Here is an 18,005-nt window from a genome sequence, read left to right on the forward strand (position 1 = left end):
AATAAGGGGATATGTATGCGTGATGTTGCTGGGTTTTTGTGATTGCGTTGCTCCTGTATTGCCAATGCTGTCCCATTTTTGTCCCATTTTGGGTGAGAAGTAATTTTTTATTGATGCTTTTTATGAAATTTTCAAGTCCTGATAATATTTTGAGGCTGCATTCGTTTTTGCAAGAGGCTATTTCTAACTCCTGCTTCGCCTCCACACTTATCACCCCATTCAACTGCCCCCAACCTCATTCATCTGATTAATATCTGGGGATCAAAAACAGGGGCATATGCTGCCGGTTTACAGCAGTCAGAAGTTTAAAGATATAAACGACATTACTATGGTCCATTAACAGAGCAATTTCGCACAGATCTCTGAAATGCCACCACACCTCTCTTGGTTACTCGTGTTTTGGCGACATCCAGTTTTTCAAGCGATTTAAGACCATAAAGATACCGTAACCCTTTATCCGATATCTTCAATCTAAAACCGATTCCCTTGAGGCGTAATTCTTTTAGTGATTGAATTCTCCCGATGTATTGCAGTGCTGAATCGCTGATTGTTGTATCAATTAGCCCTAGGCAAGATAGATTGCTCAACTGTACTAAATGGGCTATTGAATTATCTGTAATCCTCACGCACCCACCACACAAGAGGGTTGAGAGGTTATTGAGATCCGCTAGATATTGGAAGCCGCTTCCATTTATCTGCGTAGCTGCAAGATTTAGGCTCTCTAGACTGGAAATTGTTGAAAGGTGCCGAAGTCCATCATCGGTGATAGGCGTCTTCATCAAATTTAAAGAAGTTAGATGTTTCAGTTGGCTAAAACGTCTAAGATCATTGTTTGTAATGCGGTCTAAACTATGAAGACTGATTTTGGAAATGTGGAATGGCTGATCTGGCAAGCCCGCCTTTATTTCAGACGTGTGACCTTCAGAATCTACTATATCAAGCTTGCCTCCAACTTTGATTACCCATTCGGCGACAAGGCGATCTTCGCTCAGCTTTTTAGGAATAGTTGGTAACGGTTCAAGCTGAATCAAAAGATTACGGTTATTGGAAGCAATTTGAATTCTCTGCTCATAATTCTTGAATCCAACACACGAAGCTGAAAGCGTGAAATCGCCAATCTCATTTGAATTGGACACAACAACCTTTCGCTGTCTACCTTCCCCAGAAATGACAACATCCTTGCTGTCCGATTTCAGTTCCGCATTTTGAGGGCTGATTTCAACAACATAAATAATTTCAGTAATCGCTTGTTTCACTTCAGACTGATCAGGGCTTTGCTCTGATACTATCGGTGGCGTTTGAACAACCGTTTGGTTCGGGCGAGATACAGGTTTTGCATTTTCTTCCTGATTATTGCCCACCAGTTTTTGCCACGGTAGTAGGAACGAAGCAGCAGCCATAATGATGAAGCCGCCTAAAATGACAGACATTATTCCCAAATATTCTCTAAATAAACCACTGCTTTCACCAACGGTTCTACCAGCGGATGATTTAATTCCTGAATGCCGTGTATTACTAGAGTTTAAGTTAAATCGACGGTTATAATTCTTTCTCAAATTCGGGCTAGCCAAAGTCAATTCTGCATCATCAATTTCAGAAATTAATTGAGCAGCCTCTTCATGATTTTCTCCCTGCTCAAATTGCTGGACGTGAGATCGTTGTTTTTCCGCAGCAGACTGAATGACATCAATGTCTTTTTCTTCAAAATCGACGCCTAATAACTGATAATAGGTTGGTCTTTTTACTTTAGGTGAAATCCCAAGCCACTTGTGGTATCGATTGAATGCCATTTTCCCGTCTCCGCTTATTTTTTATTATTAGTGTTTTCTATTGGTTGATAAGATTGGACCGTAAGCCTTTCAATTGTCCCATCGTTATTTCTATCGCTCAGGTCAATTACTTGATCATCTTTGAATGATGTCGAGTCATACAGCAAAACCGTTTCATCATCGGCGGTTAATACATCATCGGGAGTGAAGCTTTCATCGTAACGCTCTCCATCTGTGATTCGGACTGACCTAATCTGTCCATTAAAGAATTGGCTGAGATGATCGACACCAAGGTTTCCAATCACAAATGATGTGTCTCCAGAGATTTTAGAGGCTGGACCTTTGGCGACAGGTATTCCATCTATAAAAAGTGTCGTGTCTTTTTCCCCAAAGACACCTGCCATATGAAACCATCGGTTACCATTGATCGCTTTCGGAGCTGTGAAACCACCTTTCACGATTTCAACAGAAGGTGCCAGACCAACTAAATTCATTCCGATCCCGAATCGATCAGGGATGTCGCTTCCGACAATAAACATCATGTGTTTGTCTTGGGTTCGGACCCATGCTTCGATTGTCACGGGTAAGAACTGCTCTACAGGTGTCACAATTCTCGTTCTCCCATCGAAATGCAACACATTGTTTTTTACCAAGTTAATTGGTGCAGTCCCTGCTGAAACCTGCTCTGGTACTATTGGGGAGATCGTGAAACTGTTGATTGCCCAGACAGAGATCAAACTGATCACCAATATGCACAACGAAAACCATGCAACAGATCGCAATCGTTTATAAGGAAATGCTTTCAGAACCGATTTCAATTCAACAACTAATTCGTTTGCAGATTGAAAACGATCATCAGGATGTTTGCGAAGACACTTCAAACAGATCCGTTCTAGCTCGATGGGAATTGCTGAATTTAAGTGCCGTAATGAAGGTGGATCACCAAAAAGAATGTATTCCCTAAGTTCGAGTGATGTTTTACTTGGAAATGGATGAGTCCCTGTCAGCAGCTCGAATAGAATTACTCCCAGAGCATAAATATCAGTTCGAGCGTCAACCAATTGAGACTCACCTGCTAATTGCTCAGGGGACATATAAGCTAGTGTCCCGATACTTTCTGAAAGCCCTTCCAGATCTCCCTTCGTGATCGCAATTCCAAAATCCGCAATGTAGACTTTTCCATTTTGATCGATAAGGATATTCGCTGGCTTTACGTCTCTGTGAACGAATCCCTGCTCATGAGCAAAATGAAGGTTTTCAGCAGCTTGGATTATAAGTTGGATTGCCTCTGTGAGTTTAAACTGTGTTTGTTTTAATTTATGAGCGAGATCAGTTCCATCAATCAAGTCGGAAACTATGAAAACAAAACCATCCTGCCTGCCTAGATCATAAACCGTAACAATGCCGAGATGCTTGAGGCGAGCAACTTTTCGTGCTTCCTCCAATAGCTCATCAGACAAATCACGATCTAAATTCTTTGGGAATTTAATTGCCACATGACGTTCAAGTTCTGTGTCCAATGCTTTCCAGACTTGTCCGAATCCTCCCACGGCTATTCGTTCTACTAATTTGTAACGATCCGCCAAGATATCTGGAACATTCTGAGCGTCAGATTGCTCATTATCTTCTTTGACCCAAGCCATTTCTTTTAATGCATTTATTTTTTGCTGGATGACTTCTAATAGTTCTGGATTATTATGACAAAGATCCTCTGGTGATATTTCAACGCCTTGTTCCCAAGACTCTTCCCATTCAATCAGAAGTTCGGCTATCTTGTCATCTTTTTCAGACATTTATCTCACCTTGGCTGTTCGCCATCCATCGCAGCATGAATAGTTAATCTTGCTTCCTGCCAGCGGCGTTTAATCGTTCTTATAGATACATCGAGAACCGTACTGGCTTCTTGCTGAGAGAATCCTTGATACCAGAGCAGATCAAATACTTCCTTTTGTTCAGGTGATAGGGACTCGACGGTTTCGTGAAATCGGGTCCAGTCTTCGAGGCTATTGGGTTCAACACCAATTGATGAGGAAACATCAATTCTTGCAGGTAGATTCGGGTTATCTGTTTGATGGTTATTTCCAATTCCAGTTTGGGCATAATGCCGACGAGCAAGGTCGATTAACTCACGGCGTATTTGTGTTGACGCCAATCCATAAAACTGTCGAGGTGTCTCAGGCTTAATTTCTAATAGTGACCTATGAAGTCGAATTAATGAATTTTGTAAAACATCGTCAGTTAGCTCCCACCGTTTGACTCTTGAGAAATCTCCCAGCATTCTTCGGGTTTGTTTTTGAAGCCTTTCGCAGGCGTGTTCGATGATCCTATTGATCGCAGCAGAGTCACCAACCTCAAAGTCATGTAATAAAGACTGGAGCTTTTCCGTGTGACCTAAAGGCGTGTCTGTTCTGTTCGTGCCATGTGGATGATTGTTCATACCCTGAGTTTACAGCGAAAATCTATAAATCACCACCAAAACAATAAGCGGATAATTCGTTGAATTGGGGACAGAAGAAATCTGAATTAATTTGTTTTTCTGCAATATCCAAAATCATTCAGGAAACTCACAGAAAGCTTGTCCCTCCTGTGAATTCTTCTCGCTAAGCATTTTGAAGACTCCTCAAATCCATGTAAGTACAAAGCAGTCAATTGATCAGATCGTTCATTAATCGGTTTGTACCATACAGATTTAGGTGAGTTGATTCAGAGTAGTTGGAAATGCTATTAGCAAAGAAAAGGGGCTGAAGAATGGCGAGGCAGTGGTATTATGAAATTAATGGGAAACGGCGTGGACCAGTCGATTCAAAAACTCTTAAACAGCTTGCTACCAGTGGTAGATTAAAGCCTACGGATCTTGTTTGGACGGATGGTAAAGATGAGTGGAAACCAGCACGGATTGTTGTTGGACTTTTTCCTGAATCAGTAGTTCCTCCACCACCGCCTGTCCAGAAAAAATCTTCTGTCCCTCCACCGCCGCCCCCACTAAAGAAACAGAAACCCGTGTCCCCAAGTGCAGAATCAGTACCTGCATTGTGGAACCCAACAGCAGCTCGATTATGGAGTTTGCCTTTCACGTGGGGGTTCGGTGCTTTCCTGATGGCTCAGAACTGGAAGGCCTTGGGAGAGCATGATAAGGCCAAGAAATCGATGATTTGGTTTTATTCAATCTTCGGATTTATCTTTCTTGGGCTGATTACTCCTGATGATGACACCACGATGAAAATATTTCGCTTTGCAGGGCTTGGGATTCTAGCAGCATGGTCGATCTTTTCCGCTCAGCCACAGATCAACTTTATCAAGGAGCATTTTGGAAAAGAGTATCCAAGGCGTTCTTGGGGTAAGCCAATTGGAATCACGATTGGCAGTTTTGTTCTGTTGATGTGTTTGATATTGGTAACCTCGTTCATTTCGGGTTTCGCAGCGTCTGGAAAGAATATCGATATCGTTCGTAATGGATATCTAAAAATCAATCAAACGATTAGCGTCGGTCAGGCGTTTGACAGTTTTTTATCGAATCCCAAATGGGAAGAAATTGAAGCAGAAGATGGAAACCAGTATGTGAATGTTACAGGCGAAATGACCGTCAATGAAGAATCTGTAAATGCAAAGTTGCAATTTAGAGTGTTTCCTGAGACCAAAACATTTAAATATCAGGCTCTCACCTTTGATGGAATTGAGCAAAATGATGCAATGGCTACAAATCTAATTGTAACTGCATTTAATGAAGCTGGAGGTAACCGAGTGGAAAGACCTTCAAATCCTCTGCCAGCAAATGTAGTTGAAGAGCCGATTGAGCAGTTGCCAGACGAAATGGTTGACGATGGTGAGACGACGGGAACGTGGAACGGGCCAAATGTTCGTAATCCAAGTCCAATTACTCAAAACCAACTAGACTCAATGGATATATCCGACCTCAAGAAACGGATTGGTAACCCTGACAAAACGTATCGTCATCCAGTAAAGAAGAATGTTTTCGTCAGTGTTTGGGAACAACCTAACGGGAAATATCTGGTTATGGCTGGTATCGAAGCAATTGATGGATCGAACCGTGATTTATATGGGCTGAAGAAAATCAATAGGTCTCAAGCAGTCGTTGAGAATCTTGTTAAGGAAATGACTGGATTTGAATTCGAGGACGATAATAAAATTCAGGAAGGTGCAGCCTTACAGGGGAATTTGAATGGACGTGACATGTCGAAAATGAAGAACTGGCCTAGTGAGAGTGAATTAAACAGATTGCAATTTAAGGAAATCATTGCTTGGCTCGGAGAACCAGATAACGTCTACACCCACATCGATCCCTCTCGGAACATCGTGGCTTTTGTTTGGATGCAACCTAATGGTAGATACACGTTGATGACAGGCGTAAACACTGAGACAGCGATCTATGCACAATTACGAAGAGTCAATCTGTCCAAAGCTCTGGCTAAGAAAATTGTGAAGGATCAGACACGAAGAATCATCATTGATTAGCTTGAGAATAGGCTTAACTCAGACTCTTACTTTCCGAATTGGAACTGACTCACCATGAACAATCAATGGTATTACGCAATCAACGGCCTGTCTTATGGTCCAGTCGATTTAAATATCCTGAGACAGCTTGCTGTAACTGGTAAGCTGAAACCATCAGATCTAGTCTGGACAGTAGGAGCAGACAATTGGAAGCCCGCTGGAGAAGTACAAGGATTGTTTCAGCAAGAAGCTGCCCCACCTCCCCTACCGACTGGATATGGAACTTCGCCAGATGAAATCAGTCGTCGAGTGCAAAGCTTGATCGGAAAAGATTACAGTGAACTGAGTCCCGAAGAATATGAATTCATGGTTGCCAACGGCTACTCCTATGATGTGCCGATGACATTTGGAGAAAAGATTGGGGCGGCAATGATGATCTTTTTTGTGGTTGGATCTGCGATTGCTATTTACAAATTAGGGTTTTTCATTTTCTTTGTCTTGCTCATCCCAGTCCTTTTGTTGATATCGGTTTTTATTTGCATCTACGGATTGGTATCAGGCGAAAATGAAGACAAGCCATTTTATTTGATTGTACTGACAGCAAGTGCAGCTATGCTGATTGCAATTTTCAATTCAGCCAACAGTTCAGTTTTTAGAGATGATTAAAAGCGTATAACCACAAATGAAGTCCCCATGAGTACTCCCCAGAAACGATTTCAAATCAAAGAAGTTGTCTGGTACTCATGTGAAATTCAACGCTGCGACCTACGATTTTACTGACCACTAGAATGAGACGAATTCAAGACAATACGGAAGCCCATAAATGGACTTTTGTAAGTTGGAGCGTCCCTGCCACGAACCGGCGAACGACATCCTTTAGCACCGCTGAACCACCCTCCGCCTCGACTGACCCTCCGTGCCCCCTCTGAATCCTCACACCACTCCCATACGTTTCCATGCATGTCATATAAGCCCCAAGCATTCGCAAGCTTCTGACCAACCGGATGTGTTGACCCTTGACTATTAATCTTGCACCATGCATAGTCACGCAAATCTGTTGCATCATCACCAAAGCAGTACTCTGATATCGAACCAGCACGACAGGCGTATTCCCACTCTATTTCAGTTGGTAATCGATAGCTATAACCCTTTTCTTTTTCTTTTGGCAACTCTGATAAACGACGGCAGAACTTTTTAGCATCTTCCCAACTAACAGACTCAACAGGGTTCAGAGGCCCTTTAAACTTACTTCTATTCACGCCCATGATCTGCTCGTACTGCTCCTGAGTGACCTCAGTCGTACCAATATAAAACTGATGAGTCACTGTTACCAATTGTTCGGGTTTTTCGTTGTGACTTCTGTGCTTGGACCCCATTTTAAATCTACCCGGTCGAATCAATTTCAACTTCATTCCGATGGAGTTAGTCAACTTTTCGGCAGAATTATTTGTCGGAGCGGGTGTTGGTTGCCCAACTGCCTCTGACATCGATATTTTATTTGCCGAATTATCGTCTACGTTTGCACTTCTGGCGGCTTGTTGATCGGAAACTCGGATCACACGAAATCCGACACGACTATTACTCAAGTCAGGTGCTAAATTGTGACGAGCCGAGGAAGAACAATAATCAGCAGTATTAGTTATCCCACCACCACGGAGTACACGATACCTCTTTGCAGACGTAGGACCGCTAGGATTTGTAATAACACCGTCTTGATACTTATCGTGCCAATCTTGGCACCATTCAAACACGTTACCATGCATGTCATAAAGCCCAAACGAATTGGGTTTCTTTTCACCCACAGGATGAGATTTCAAACCTGAATTTTCAAAATACCATGCGTAGTCACCTAACTGCGAATCAGCATCACCAAAACAATATGCTGTCGTTGATCCCGCACGGCACGCATACTCCCATTCGGCCTCAGTTGGTAATCGGTAGCTGAAGCCTTTCTCATCTGGCGTCTCCGAAAGTTTGCGGCAGAATTCTACTGCATCATTCCAGTTCACCCCATCAACAGGGTTATTTTGCCCTTTGAATTCGCTCGGATTAACCCCCATCACTTTTTCGTATTGTTTTTGAGTGACTTCGTATACGCCAATTTCAAAAGGTTTGGTCAAGATCACCTGATGGGCTGGTTTTTCGTTGTCTTTAGTCGTTTGGGAAGTCGCCCCCATCAAGAATGTACCTTCGGGGATTAGCTGGAACTTCATTCCTATAGAATTGACTGATTCTTTTTTCGATTCAGGTTCTGGTACTTTAGCTGGAGCCGTTACCTTTGCTACAGGTTTTGGTTTGGCTATCGGTTCTTCCTGTTTAGCAATGTTTCTATTAGCATTTTGCTGGTCTGGTTGTAATTTCCCCCAAGGCAGCCAGAAAGATGCTGCGGCCATACCAAAGAACGCAATTGTCAAGACGGCAACAATACCAGCGTATTCCCTGAAAAATCCACTACCTTCACCAACTGATCGGCTACTGTTTGATGAAATTGAAGATGGGGAGTAGTTCGGATCGATCTGTCGCTCTTTACGGCGTTTTTTGAAGAGCTTCACTTTGCGATCATATTCTCGACGCAGTTCTGGACTGAGTAGTGTGATCTCGGCCTCATCAATCTGACTGATTAACTTGTTGGCGTACTTGTTGAACTCAGTGCCGAGGAATTGTTCAACATGAGAGCGTTGGCGGTCAGCAGCGGACTTGATAACGGCATGCTCATCTTCATCGAGAGAGAGACCGAGCAATTCGTAAAATGTGGGAGGGCATTTTGCTTCAGGGATGCCTAGCCAGAGGTGGTAGGGGTTAAAGCTATCTGAGTTATTTCTCGCCATCGTGAATTCCCCAACTGTTTCAGTAATGTGCTTTGTTCTGCACTGAGGAATTGGAGAGGATGGTCCCATGAAGAGAGGCGTCAAACCAAGACCACCTCACACGCCCGCCAAGCCCTAGACCAGCACTGCTTCTGGCCTATAGAGATATCTAGTTCAAACTTGGCAGTTTGTGAGGAAGTAGAACCGACGTTCGCACATCGTATCGAATTGTTATCGATGCCCTATTTAGGGCGAAAACTATCCTTTATTTGTGAATGAACTCTAACTTAAATTCATTACTATCTGTCAGTAGTGCACTGAACTTATGGAGCCATCCATAGACCCCAAGTAATATTTATATGGGTAGGTCAGTTCCTTTCATTCCCTGCCATCTGTGATTGCAGTTTACAAAGAATTAGATTTCGTCCTATTGCATCTCTCACAAAGCAATTGAATATTTCTTTCTGTATTTGAGCCACCTTTTGATACTGGAATAATGTGGTCATACTCAAGTTTTTCTTGTGATCCACATTGGACACATTTACCGAGATCACGTCTCCATACAGCTACTCTAGTTTCTTTTGAAATATATCGATCCTTATTTTTATCATCCGAATTTTCAATATTATCATTAGTTATTGGGCTAAAATCTTCCTCAACAAACTCTAGCAAATAGTCAAACATAAATTCTATTTCATTTAGAACTACGTCCTTCAGATACCAATGCTTTTTATTGTATCCAGATTCATTGAGCAGCCTATTTACGAAGCATTCTTCAAAATAAACTTGATAATCACGATCTTTGAATTCGCCATCCTCATCTAAATAGTAATGGAATCTCTCTCTTAATAGCTCTTCGTAAATCTTCAATTGACTCCCATTCAGTGAATATTTATCAAGATCGCAAAAACTTAACGGAATCTGTTTAATGCCAAGCTTTGATGAATTGAAATGCTCAAGCATCCTCATTGATCTATATATCAACGAATACATATTTTTTAAATAGTCATGGACAGATCCTATATTTCCCACATGCCCTGTAAATGTCTTTATAGCCTTGAGGTCTGAGCCGCTATTAATAAGTTGGCTAGTTTCTTCATCGAGCAATCTCAGGGATTCATCGTATAAGTTTTTAAATGTTTCAATAAACTTATTAGGTTTTGACTGAACTGGTAGAGTTTTACTCGCAATGAGAGCATGGAGTATCGTTTTTATTATTTTTGCTTTGGCTTGTTGAGTGTTGATGGGTAATGGCAATTTAATCTGCTCTCCACATTTGTCACATTCCCATGCTGTCCCTGCTGTTTCTTCAGGGATCATTATTATCTGACTGCATTGGGGACAAATGAAACTATTCACAGATCGCCTCTTTCAATAAAGCGTGCCTGCATTTATTGTTATTACTGAATCTTCAGCTACAAGTATAAACGAGAAACATCATTCAATCCTACGGTCTTTCCGATCGCTTCGACACTAATGACATTGGAACCAGATGAAATCCCCCATGAGCACCCCTAGAACCCGTTTTCAAATCAAAGAAGGTGTCTGGTACGCATGCGAATTCATTGGAGATGGATTCCTTGGTGATTATTGCTCCTATTCTCCGATCAGGGTGGATGGAATCAAGCTACTAAAAATTAGATAATAACTAAGTTCATTTGTTATCTTGAAAAAGCTCATCATACAACCCTTCGATATCCTTTCTTACGCCCTTGAGTTTCGATTAGTCCAGCTTGCCTTAATTGATCTAAAGCATTTCTGATTTGACTTTTATACCTTTGGCTTCCTCCATCATTTGGATTTCGAATTAGATAGTCCGAATCCATTAAGATTCGATTCTTCTCCATCATTATGCGAACAGGATCATATAGCTCTGTAGCACAGTGAAAAAATGGTCCCTCTTCTTCAAAGAGAAGCTCACGAATTTGGTCAAGTTTTTCTAGCACACGGATGATGAAGCTTTTGTACACATTCACGTTAGTCATGATCTAAATTTCCTCTCAAAAGAATGTTTGTAGAACTAACTCATCCCGAAAAAATAGTACAGTTGAACTACAAGATGTTCAAGAAGAAAAAACGAAATATGCAAAATAAAAATACAAATGTACATATCGGTAAGTTGTTATATGGCAATGGTTTAAGATTATTGGTATGTTGTGGGTGGTGCCGTCGCCTGCTATCTAAAAGTCATTGTAGAAGTACTGTACAACGGGTGGGGTGAAGGGGGGAATAAAAGAGATAAGTTATCGAATAGATATAATATCTATGTTAAATAATTATTTAAAAAATGTACATATGTGTATTATCTATGGGCATCTCGCAACGTATCCCATTTAATAAACGGCAGTATCCAGCTTCCATTCGGCCCCTGATCGTCGTGGAAGAAATCTAAAAGATGAGTCTGCCACATGTGTGAGATCAGAGCTTCCAGATCGGGTTTTTCCATAGCGAAAGCCTCAACCTCAACAACTCCTTCAAAATTCCACATATTGAATTTTTTCAGAGGGTTGTTGTTAAAGTCGAAGATCTGGTTCTCAGCTTCTGCTCTGTCGTGATACTTCAGAGCTTTTTCTTTTTCAGGAATCCAGATGGTTCCATTCCAGAAATAGTCATACTCATTTTTGATGAACCATCTTTGAGCAAAATGGGGACCGACTGAAATTAAAGTAACATCGCTCATTGTCATACCCTTGTATATTCAAACTCTCTCTTATCTGATCTCTTTCAGATTGTCCCAATTCACTTTGGGAATTATTAAAGTCGATTTTGGTCCTTCTACATTTAGACCCGTTGAAACACTGTGGTGTTCCCTTAAGTGTTTGCGGAGCGACCACAACGTTGGTTTTTCAATTCCTTTCACTTCGATTTCGATGATGGCTCTATAAGTCCACGTATTCATGGCGTCTAATAGAGCTTGCATCAACTCAGCTATAACATCCTGAGCTTCACCCAACTCATGAAAAAGTAAGGCGTCCTTCTGGTAAGGGGACCAGCCTTCCCCGTTCCAGTAAAGGTCTTTGTTAGATTTGATTACCCAGCGAGAAATATGGTTTGGTCCGACTCTATTTGCCTGTAGTTCAATCATTTTCATTCCTTTAATAGTTTAATTTGTCTATAGAATCAGAAAGCTGATCCAGAGTTCGCTGGACATACCTACTACAAGTTTGCAAATTTTCGTGACCTAATAATTGAGCCAAACCGACCAAATCATTTTGATTGTCTTCCAAATATTTGTGAGCCATCGTGTGACGTAGCAAATGAGGGTATATCTTCACACCGATCAAAGCCCCGTATTTATCACACAGAGAGCGAATGCCCCGATCAGTGAGTGGTCCACGTTCTCCTATAAATACTATCTGGCTTTTCACAGATGGGCGTGATTCCAGATAAGTCTGCAATGATTTTCGAGCTGGCAATGGAAGAGGAACAGAACGCTGCTTATTTCCTTTTCCGAATCGGAACACAACAGATCCTGATCGTTCGCTGATCATTAAATCTGTCAGTTCCAAATTAACCAGATCACTGACCCGACAACCTGTATAAAGTAACAATGAGAAAATGGCATTTGCTCTCACATCACCCCGAAGTTCAATTTCACGTAGTAACTTTCTGACTTCAGATCTTTCCAGTCCTTTGGGAGCCAGCTGCTGGTTCCGCAATTCCTTAACCTGTTTGGCTGGATTCGTTGACAAGTAATTCTGTTCGACTAGCCAGCCAAAGAACCTCCTGACGGTCACCAGTGCCCGATTGACTGTAGAAACTGCCTGTTCTTTTTCTTCCCTCAGATGTTTCCTGAAATCAGTTACATCCCTCACAGTCACCCGACTGATAGAAAATGGTTCTTGATTAGATTCGGAGAACCAAGTAGCGAACTTGCGGATGTCCTGAGTGAATGCTTTGCGTGTCAAATCAGAGAAATCGTTGGCGTCTAGGAATTCACCGAACAGACCCGCTTCCTGTTTTTTCACAGAGATATTTCGAAAAACATTATCGGATGAATTCTTCACGCTTTATCTCCAACAATTGGACAACAATTTGACAGTTATTACTCAAAACTCAGGAGATAATGACTCTTATTTGCCGACATTATCTTCCCAGTTTTTTACATCAATCTCCTGCGTTATCATTCTCTGACTGCTTCAGTTGAAGAAAGACAGCACGGATCACTTCGGCTTCATCTGTGTTTTTGATTCCATCTGGAAACAAGACTCGGATAGCTTCGGCTAATTTTCCAGAGTCGGTTTTCAATCCCAATGCCCGAATAGATTCAGCGATATGATCGAACTTGCCGTTTGATGATTTGACGGTTTTCTGCTTTCGTGGTTTTCGAACTACGCCTACATCATTTCGTCTGGCATAAAACAAAATCGGCTTACCGTCGATCCCACAGTTACGTTGCCTTACTTCTAAACAGATCTGTTGCTTTTCGAGATCGTAATACGGTCGTTTGGTTTCAGGATCATATTCTGGTTCTGGAAATGCTGTTCCACGTAGTTGGTGAAATCGTTGACGACTTAAGCCGACCATGCGTGCCATCTCAGAAACAGATACGATACTTTTTGACGGCTTGTTTACATTCATTTGACTACTTCTGTTCTTCAATATGACACTGATCTGACAGGTGCGATTGCCCTTTTGCGGTAATAGTGCGGCGTCCCTGATCGTCCTTGGCTATTAAGCCAGAACGGATCAGATAGGGTTCAGTTACTTCACTGACAGTTCTTGAAGGCAATCCCAGAGTTGAGCTGATGACATTTAACCGTGTAGGACCAGAAGAAATAATCTGCAGGTACTTCTGCTCTGTTGGCCCTAATCCCAATTCATCAATTTGTTCTAAGTCACAGGCACGTTGCAGGTGATCTTGTGTAATATCTTGATCGCCTAAAGATCTGGAGACACGGTGAGCTGATTCCAGTAGGCGTAATGCCAACCTTGGGGTCCCCTTGCCCTTCAGAGCGATTTGATGAAGTACTGAGTCATCAACTTCCCATTTCAAACCAGTAATTCGCTGCTTCAAAATGAGTGATAATTCATCGGTTGAGTAGTATTCAAATCGAAGAACGAGCTTCATGCGGTCTCTGAGTGGCTGGAGTAACAGATACTCGTCTGTTGTCGCCAGCAGCAAAGTGAAATCAGCAATTGGGATGCTGATCGGTGCTTTGTTGCTTCCACCGTGGACCAGTATCTTTCTTTGGTCTAAAGCAAGATACAGAGTTGTCTGAAGGCTTTTACTTAGTTCATGAGCCTCATCTATGAACACAATTGAGCGATCTTGGGCTGAGAGGAGAACTGCATTCAAATCTGCGACCGAATTAATCGACTGTCCCAACAGGTCTATGAAGTCTGTTGCCATTTCCTGAGCGATGATTTGGCTCAGGGCTGTCTTCCCAAGTCCAGCACCGCCTAACATCATAGAATGATCGAACTTTTTGCTCTCTTGGTGAGCATAATCAAGGGCAACTGTCACGACGCTCTTGACATGCGACTGACCTATTATGTGTGCGATTGAGGAAGGCTTTACTTCACTTAGATCACTCATGCTGGTTTCCTTTCTATTGTTTGTGAAAAACCCTGTGGACCTGACGAAATATTATTGCTGCATATTTTTTGAAGAAGAGCTATCTTGTATTCTCTGGAGTCCCTCCTGAGAGGACTGAAAATAAAGTTTTTCAAAAAAGTTTTTGTATTAATAAAAATCCAAATTCGTTTTCATATTTTTTGCTTTTGAGTTTGTGGAATACTAAGAATGACCCATCAGTATTCACTTGGTAGTAGCAGCGTTGTGCTGCTTCTGTCTGCTTCTGTGATGATCCAGATCTTGTCATCATCAATCTTGTAGGCGGAGAATATTCTGTCACCGTTTTTCACAGCTGCGTCGTTAGCTTCTCTGTCTTCTTTGCAGAGATCCCCCCAGTCCCCAGCGTGATGACGGCTTAGGAATTCTGCTGGAGTTTTGTTGTGTTCATCCAGTAAGCTCAAGGCTGCGGGAGTTGCTACGACTTGTCCTAATTGAAACAACGGTTTGTTTGATATTGTGTTCATGAATTGTTTCCTTTTTTGAATGGATGTTGTTTTGTCCGTAAAAGGTACAAAGGAGTTAATTGGATCACTCCAAGTGACAACTACAGTGCTTCCGTGCTTTGCGTTTCCCTTCTCTTGTTCGCTTTCCATTTCGGACTAGAGTATTTTTCTGAAAGAACGAATCTGAGTGACGATCAACAGGAATGTAGACTGGGTGCTCTTCTGAAATCTGCCTACAGAACGTAGAGACTGCTGGTGATGTGGAACGGGGTGTTTGAGCTAAGTTTTGAAACGACAAACGAGGCATAAAATCTCCTTCAAAATAAGGTTTAAAAATGCCAACTGAGACCTTCTCAGCGTGGCTGTCAGTCTGGAAGTACCCTGATGATGGTGGAGATTCCAGAATCAAATGAGCCGCAAAACAACGGCTTAGTTACAAGTAGGAAATAGTGAACAGTCCACCTGATGGATTGGTCCCGCAACTTCAATTAGGGCAATTAATTCATTTGTACTGGGGCGTCAGAAATCGATCTGATCTATCTCCAGCCAGCATTCAGATAAGAACCCACAGGCGAGCTGAAGATTACACTCACAGCGAATTACACAAATCAGAAGAGCATTTCCTCAGATTTGCAAAATCGTGCGTTTGCATTGATAAAAAGTGCGAATGAGATAATTAGAATTGGAGCTGCAAATGGCAGAAGGTGCAGCCCTGATGAGACTTAATGCAATTTGTTCAGTTTTCTGATCCAGAAATCAGATACTTGGAAATCCAGAATTCTGGAAATCTAGCTTATTTGCCGTCCAAAAAAGGTTTAATTCACCAATGAAATTCCACGAGATCGAAGCTGAAATCCGCTACCTGACCACAGAAGAAGGTGGTCGGAGAGATGGAATGGTGGGGGGGATCGTGGACGGGGATCACTTTACTGCGACGAAATTGTTGAGGTCCTAATTTTGTCGGAGCAATCAGGCGGGTTGAAATTGTAGAAATAAATTCATAGTGTACATGTTTTGTTCAAAACTCAATTGATGTTCGAATATAATTTGATTGGGAAGTAATTAGCAAAATAACTCTACAGCAAAAACAAAACAGCTTTGATATTTTTAATATACACATCTTTAATATAAATACTTGGCATTCAAGGAACACATTAAAATGGACGATTCGCAAAAACGCAAAATCGCATCTGTTTCGTCGGAAAGTATTTTCAAGGCGGTCTCTCCCTACACAGTTGCAATGATTGATATAAAGGCCCGCCCCAAAGAACTAAGCAGTGGCACTCTAGTCCAGATAGAGAACAGGATGTTTATTGCGACCTGTAAACATAACATTCCGCAAAATCCTGAGAAACGGCTTTGGATTCTACCATCTGAACCTGAAAATGTAGCTGATGGTATGATTGGCTTCACTTCAATAAAACGACATCCCATCTTAGATCTAGGTTTGTTAGAGGTAGATTCCGAAAGTTTACATGATTACTTACCCAAGAAGTCTTGCTGTAAGCTGGAACAAGTTAGAATCGCTGGCTGCGGTAGGGCAAATAAAACGATCACTCTTTGTGGTGCTCCTACACAGTTTGCCAAAGGCGACGGCACAGAAATCAATCCACAGAAAACATTAATTATGGGGTTTTCATCTGTTCCATACACACCACAGGAATTTCCGAATGTTCCGAATACTAGCCATGACGCAGATCAGGAAATCGACATTTTCTACGAGTATCCTGAGCAAGGATTCAGACATGATAATAATGAAGAATTAGATTTAGAACATCCAGAAGGATTTAGTGGGGGAGGAATATGGGATCAAGGATTTACTGAAAGAGAAATGTGGAATCCTTCGAATGCAAAACTCATTGGTATTCAAAGTTCTTGGTTTGAGCCAGAGCGATATGCACGAGGAATTCAAATAAAACATTGGTTAGACTTAGTTTGGAATGAAATGCCAGATCTCAGACAGATAATAGAGTCTTCATTTCCATCTGAAAATTTTATAACTTTTGAAAGTTAAAAAGTTACAAAATTAACTACAATCAATTAATCTTGTTACCAATTTGATAAAATTAGATCTCAAAACTAATCCATGTCGTTCACAATTCTCTCATACTGCTTTCCACTCACCCTTACATACTGAACCGAATCCACCTTCATCCGCTTCAAATTATCTGACAGGTCATGCCCGCCACCTATAACAATCACCTTGATCCCCTGCCCTTTCAATAAATTCTTAACCATCCCATCTTCACGCTTCTCTTCTGCGGCTTCAACAAATCGAACCTTACCATCTTTTCCAACAGGATTAGCTGCTTCAAAAGCCTCTGCGTTCTCAAGAGGCAAGGCAGTCTTAATTTCATTTGAGATCAGCAACTGAGCCGCTGCTCCCATCTGTATACAGTCCCGCCTGTATTGCTCTTTCAAAAACAGATCAAACGCACCATCACCTTCTGGAACTTCGAACTCCCGAAGCGTTTTTATGAAGCTGTTGAAAGCTTTCAGATTCTTCTCTGTCAACCCTTCCATGTAGACAGACCGAACTTCGTGTTTCTTAATCAAGAATCGCAGTATCTGTCTCTGCTCTTTCTGAACCGCTTCCACATCATTGAGGAATTCAAGATACCGCTTATTTATTTCAGTTTCTGAAAATTCATTATCTGATGAATCAGAAAGATCGGCGGCAAAATCTTCCTTGGAAACGAAATGCCAATTTAACAGATGAATGATGATCTGCTTTGGTTTGGATTTTGTTGGTGTGGAAGTGACTGAATGGACGCTGGGGAGTTTGCGGAGTTGGGTGGGGAGATCGGAATCATCACAGAATGCAAGAGAGTCTGCAAAGTGCAGGCATAAGATGATGGAGGCACAGTGAGCTAATTTGAACATGGCTGGATGGATCAATCGAATTGGATCAGTTCATAAAAAAGGCCGTCCGTGTGCCTGCTCCAGACGGCTGATT

General features: G+C 41.8%; 16 protein-coding genes. 3 read left to right on the forward strand and 13 right to left on the reverse strand.

The genetic code is table 11. The features are described 5' to 3' along the window. Nucleotides 1-326: 326 nt before the first annotated feature. Genes RID21_RS13265 through RID21_RS13275 form a run of 3 tightly spaced genes read right to left on the reverse strand, consistent with a single transcriptional unit; the run spans nucleotide 327 to nucleotide 4,206 of the window. Complete coding sequence (locus RID21_RS13265) at nucleotides 327-1,790, reverse strand: leucine-rich repeat domain-containing protein (RefSeq protein ID WP_350189550.1); 1,464 nt, start codon at nucleotides 1,788-1,790, stop codon at nucleotides 327-329. 14 nt (nucleotides 1,791-1,804) lie between these two features. Continuing rightward, a complete protein-coding gene (locus RID21_RS13270; protein WP_350189552.1) occupies nucleotides 1,805-3,562 on the reverse strand; it encodes a protein kinase domain-containing protein in 1,758 nt (585 codons plus the stop codon). A gap of 5 nt (nucleotides 3,563-3,567) precedes the next feature. Then, nucleotides 3,568-4,206: an RNA polymerase sigma factor gene (locus RID21_RS13275; RefSeq protein WP_350189554.1), complete on the reverse strand. Its 639-nt coding sequence runs from the start codon at nucleotides 4,204-4,206 to the stop codon at nucleotides 3,568-3,570. Nucleotides 4,207-4,517: 311 nt separating this feature from the next. Here RID21_RS13275 and RID21_RS13280 point away from each other — a divergent pair, with 311 nt between their 5' ends. Both RID21_RS13280 and RID21_RS13285 read left to right on the forward strand, forming a co-directional pair. Then, nucleotides 4,518-6,242: a DUF4339 domain-containing protein gene (locus RID21_RS13280; RefSeq protein WP_350189556.1), complete on the forward strand. Its 1,725-nt coding sequence runs from the start codon at nucleotides 4,518-4,520 to the stop codon at nucleotides 6,240-6,242. 54 nt (nucleotides 6,243-6,296) lie between these two features. Continuing rightward, nucleotides 6,297-6,887 carry a DUF4339 domain-containing protein gene (locus RID21_RS13285; protein ID WP_350189558.1) on the forward strand — a complete coding sequence of 197 codons (591 nt, stop codon included), beginning with the start codon at nucleotides 6,297-6,299 and terminating at the stop codon, nucleotides 6,885-6,887. A 107-nt stretch (nucleotides 6,888-6,994) separates the two neighbouring features. Here the strand turns inward: RID21_RS13285 and RID21_RS13290 are convergent, their stop codons facing one another. From RID21_RS13290 to RID21_RS13330, 9 genes are all read right to left on the reverse strand, one after another. Next, entirely contained in the window at nucleotides 6,995-9,049 is a 2,055-nt protein-coding gene (locus RID21_RS13290; protein ID WP_350189560.1) for an SUMF1/EgtB/PvdO family nonheme iron enzyme, read from the reverse strand. Between the two features lie 384 nt (nucleotides 9,050-9,433). Continuing rightward, nucleotides 9,434-10,348, reverse strand: a complete 915-nt coding sequence (locus RID21_RS13295) for an HNH endonuclease (protein ID WP_350189562.1) — start codon at nucleotides 10,346-10,348, stop codon at nucleotides 9,434-9,436. Between the two features lie 359 nt (nucleotides 10,349-10,707). Further along, nucleotides 10,708-11,013, reverse strand: a complete 306-nt coding sequence (locus RID21_RS13300) for a hypothetical protein (protein WP_350189564.1) — start codon at nucleotides 11,011-11,013, stop codon at nucleotides 10,708-10,710. Nucleotides 11,014-11,330: 317 nt separating this feature from the next. Continuing rightward, nucleotides 11,331-11,708, reverse strand: a complete 378-nt coding sequence (locus tag RID21_RS13305) for a hypothetical protein (RefSeq protein ID WP_350189566.1) — start codon at nucleotides 11,706-11,708, stop codon at nucleotides 11,331-11,333. 30 nt (nucleotides 11,709-11,738) lie between these two features. Next, nucleotides 11,739-12,113 carry a hypothetical protein gene (locus tag RID21_RS13310; RefSeq protein WP_350189568.1) on the reverse strand — a complete coding sequence of 125 codons (375 nt, stop codon included), beginning with the start codon at nucleotides 12,111-12,113 and terminating at the stop codon, nucleotides 11,739-11,741. Nucleotides 12,114-12,123: 10 nt separating this feature from the next. Further along, complete coding sequence (locus tag RID21_RS13315) at nucleotides 12,124-13,035, reverse strand: tyrosine-type recombinase/integrase (protein WP_350189570.1); 912 nt, start codon at nucleotides 13,033-13,035, stop codon at nucleotides 12,124-12,126. A 100-nt stretch (nucleotides 13,036-13,135) separates the two neighbouring features. Continuing rightward, entirely contained in the window at nucleotides 13,136-13,609 is a 474-nt protein-coding gene (locus RID21_RS13320; protein WP_350189572.1) for a hypothetical protein, read from the reverse strand. A 4-nt stretch (nucleotides 13,610-13,613) separates the two neighbouring features. After that, a complete protein-coding gene (locus RID21_RS13325) occupies nucleotides 13,614-14,567 on the reverse strand; it encodes a Holliday junction DNA helicase RuvB C-terminal domain-containing protein (RefSeq protein ID WP_350189574.1) in 954 nt (317 codons plus the stop codon). Between the two features lie 215 nt (nucleotides 14,568-14,782). Next, nucleotides 14,783-15,199: a hypothetical protein gene (locus RID21_RS13330; RefSeq protein WP_350189576.1), complete on the reverse strand. Its 417-nt coding sequence runs from the start codon at nucleotides 15,197-15,199 to the stop codon at nucleotides 14,783-14,785. A gap of 1,009 nt (nucleotides 15,200-16,208) precedes the next feature. Between RID21_RS13330 and RID21_RS13335 the strand changes: the two genes are divergently transcribed. After that, nucleotides 16,209-17,063 (forward strand): hypothetical protein, encoded by an 855-nt coding sequence (locus RID21_RS13335; RefSeq protein ID WP_350189578.1) that lies wholly within the window; start codon nucleotides 16,209-16,211, stop codon nucleotides 17,061-17,063. 65 nt (nucleotides 17,064-17,128) lie between these two features. Here the strand turns inward: RID21_RS13335 and RID21_RS13340 are convergent, their stop codons facing one another. Beyond that, nucleotides 17,129-17,932 carry a hypothetical protein gene (locus RID21_RS13340; RefSeq protein WP_350189580.1) on the reverse strand — a complete coding sequence of 268 codons (804 nt, stop codon included), beginning with the start codon at nucleotides 17,930-17,932 and terminating at the stop codon, nucleotides 17,129-17,131. Between the last annotated feature and the right edge of the window lie 73 nt (nucleotides 17,933-18,005).

It is taken from the genome of Gimesia sp. (assembly GCF_040219335.1).
Classification (GTDB): domain Bacteria; phylum Planctomycetota; class Planctomycetia; order Planctomycetales; family Planctomycetaceae; genus Gimesia.

Coding starts and splice junctions, on each gene's coding strand:
- RID21_RS13305 (WP_350189566.1), bottom strand. CDS start 11,708: ATGAGCGATGTTACTTTAATTTCAGTCGGTCCCCATTTTGCTCAAAGA.
- RID21_RS13285 (WP_350189558.1), top strand. CDS start 6,297: ATGAACAATCAATGGTATTACGCAATCAACGGCCTGTCTTATGGTCCA.
- RID21_RS13330 (WP_350189576.1), bottom strand. CDS start 15,199: ATGGAAAGCGAACAAGAGAAGGGAAACGCAAAGCACGGAAGCACTGTA.
- RID21_RS13310 (WP_350189568.1), bottom strand. CDS start 12,113: ATGATTGAACTACAGGCAAATAGAGTCGGACCAAACCATATTTCTCGC.
- RID21_RS13290 (WP_350189560.1), bottom strand. CDS start 9,049: ATGGCGAGAAATAACTCAGATAGCTTTAACCCCTACCACCTCTGGCTA.
- RID21_RS13295 (WP_350189562.1), bottom strand. CDS start 10,348: ATGATCCCTGAAGAAACAGCAGGGACAGCATGGGAATGTGACAAATGT.
- RID21_RS13325 (WP_350189574.1), bottom strand. CDS start 14,567: ATGAGTGATCTAAGTGAAGTAAAGCCTTCCTCAATCGCACACATAATA.
- RID21_RS13300 (WP_350189564.1), bottom strand. CDS start 11,013: ATGACTAACGTGAATGTGTACAAAAGCTTCATCATCCGTGTGCTAGAA.
- RID21_RS13320 (WP_350189572.1), bottom strand. CDS start 13,609: ATGAATGTAAACAAGCCGTCAAAAAGTATCGTATCTGTTTCTGAGATG.
- RID21_RS13275 (WP_350189554.1), bottom strand. CDS start 4,206: ATGAACAATCATCCACATGGCACGAACAGAACAGACACGCCTTTAGGT.
- RID21_RS13335 (WP_350189578.1), top strand. CDS start 16,209: ATGGACGATTCGCAAAAACGCAAAATCGCATCTGTTTCGTCGGAAAGT.
- RID21_RS13265 (WP_350189550.1), bottom strand. CDS start 1,790: ATGGCATTCAATCGATACCACAAGTGGCTTGGGATTTCACCTAAAGTA.
- RID21_RS13270 (WP_350189552.1), bottom strand. CDS start 3,562: ATGTCTGAAAAAGATGACAAGATAGCCGAACTTCTGATTGAATGGGAA.
- RID21_RS13280 (WP_350189556.1), top strand. CDS start 4,518: ATGGCGAGGCAGTGGTATTATGAAATTAATGGGAAACGGCGTGGACCA.
- RID21_RS13340 (WP_350189580.1), bottom strand. CDS start 17,932: ATGTTCAAATTAGCTCACTGTGCCTCCATCATCTTATGCCTGCACTTT.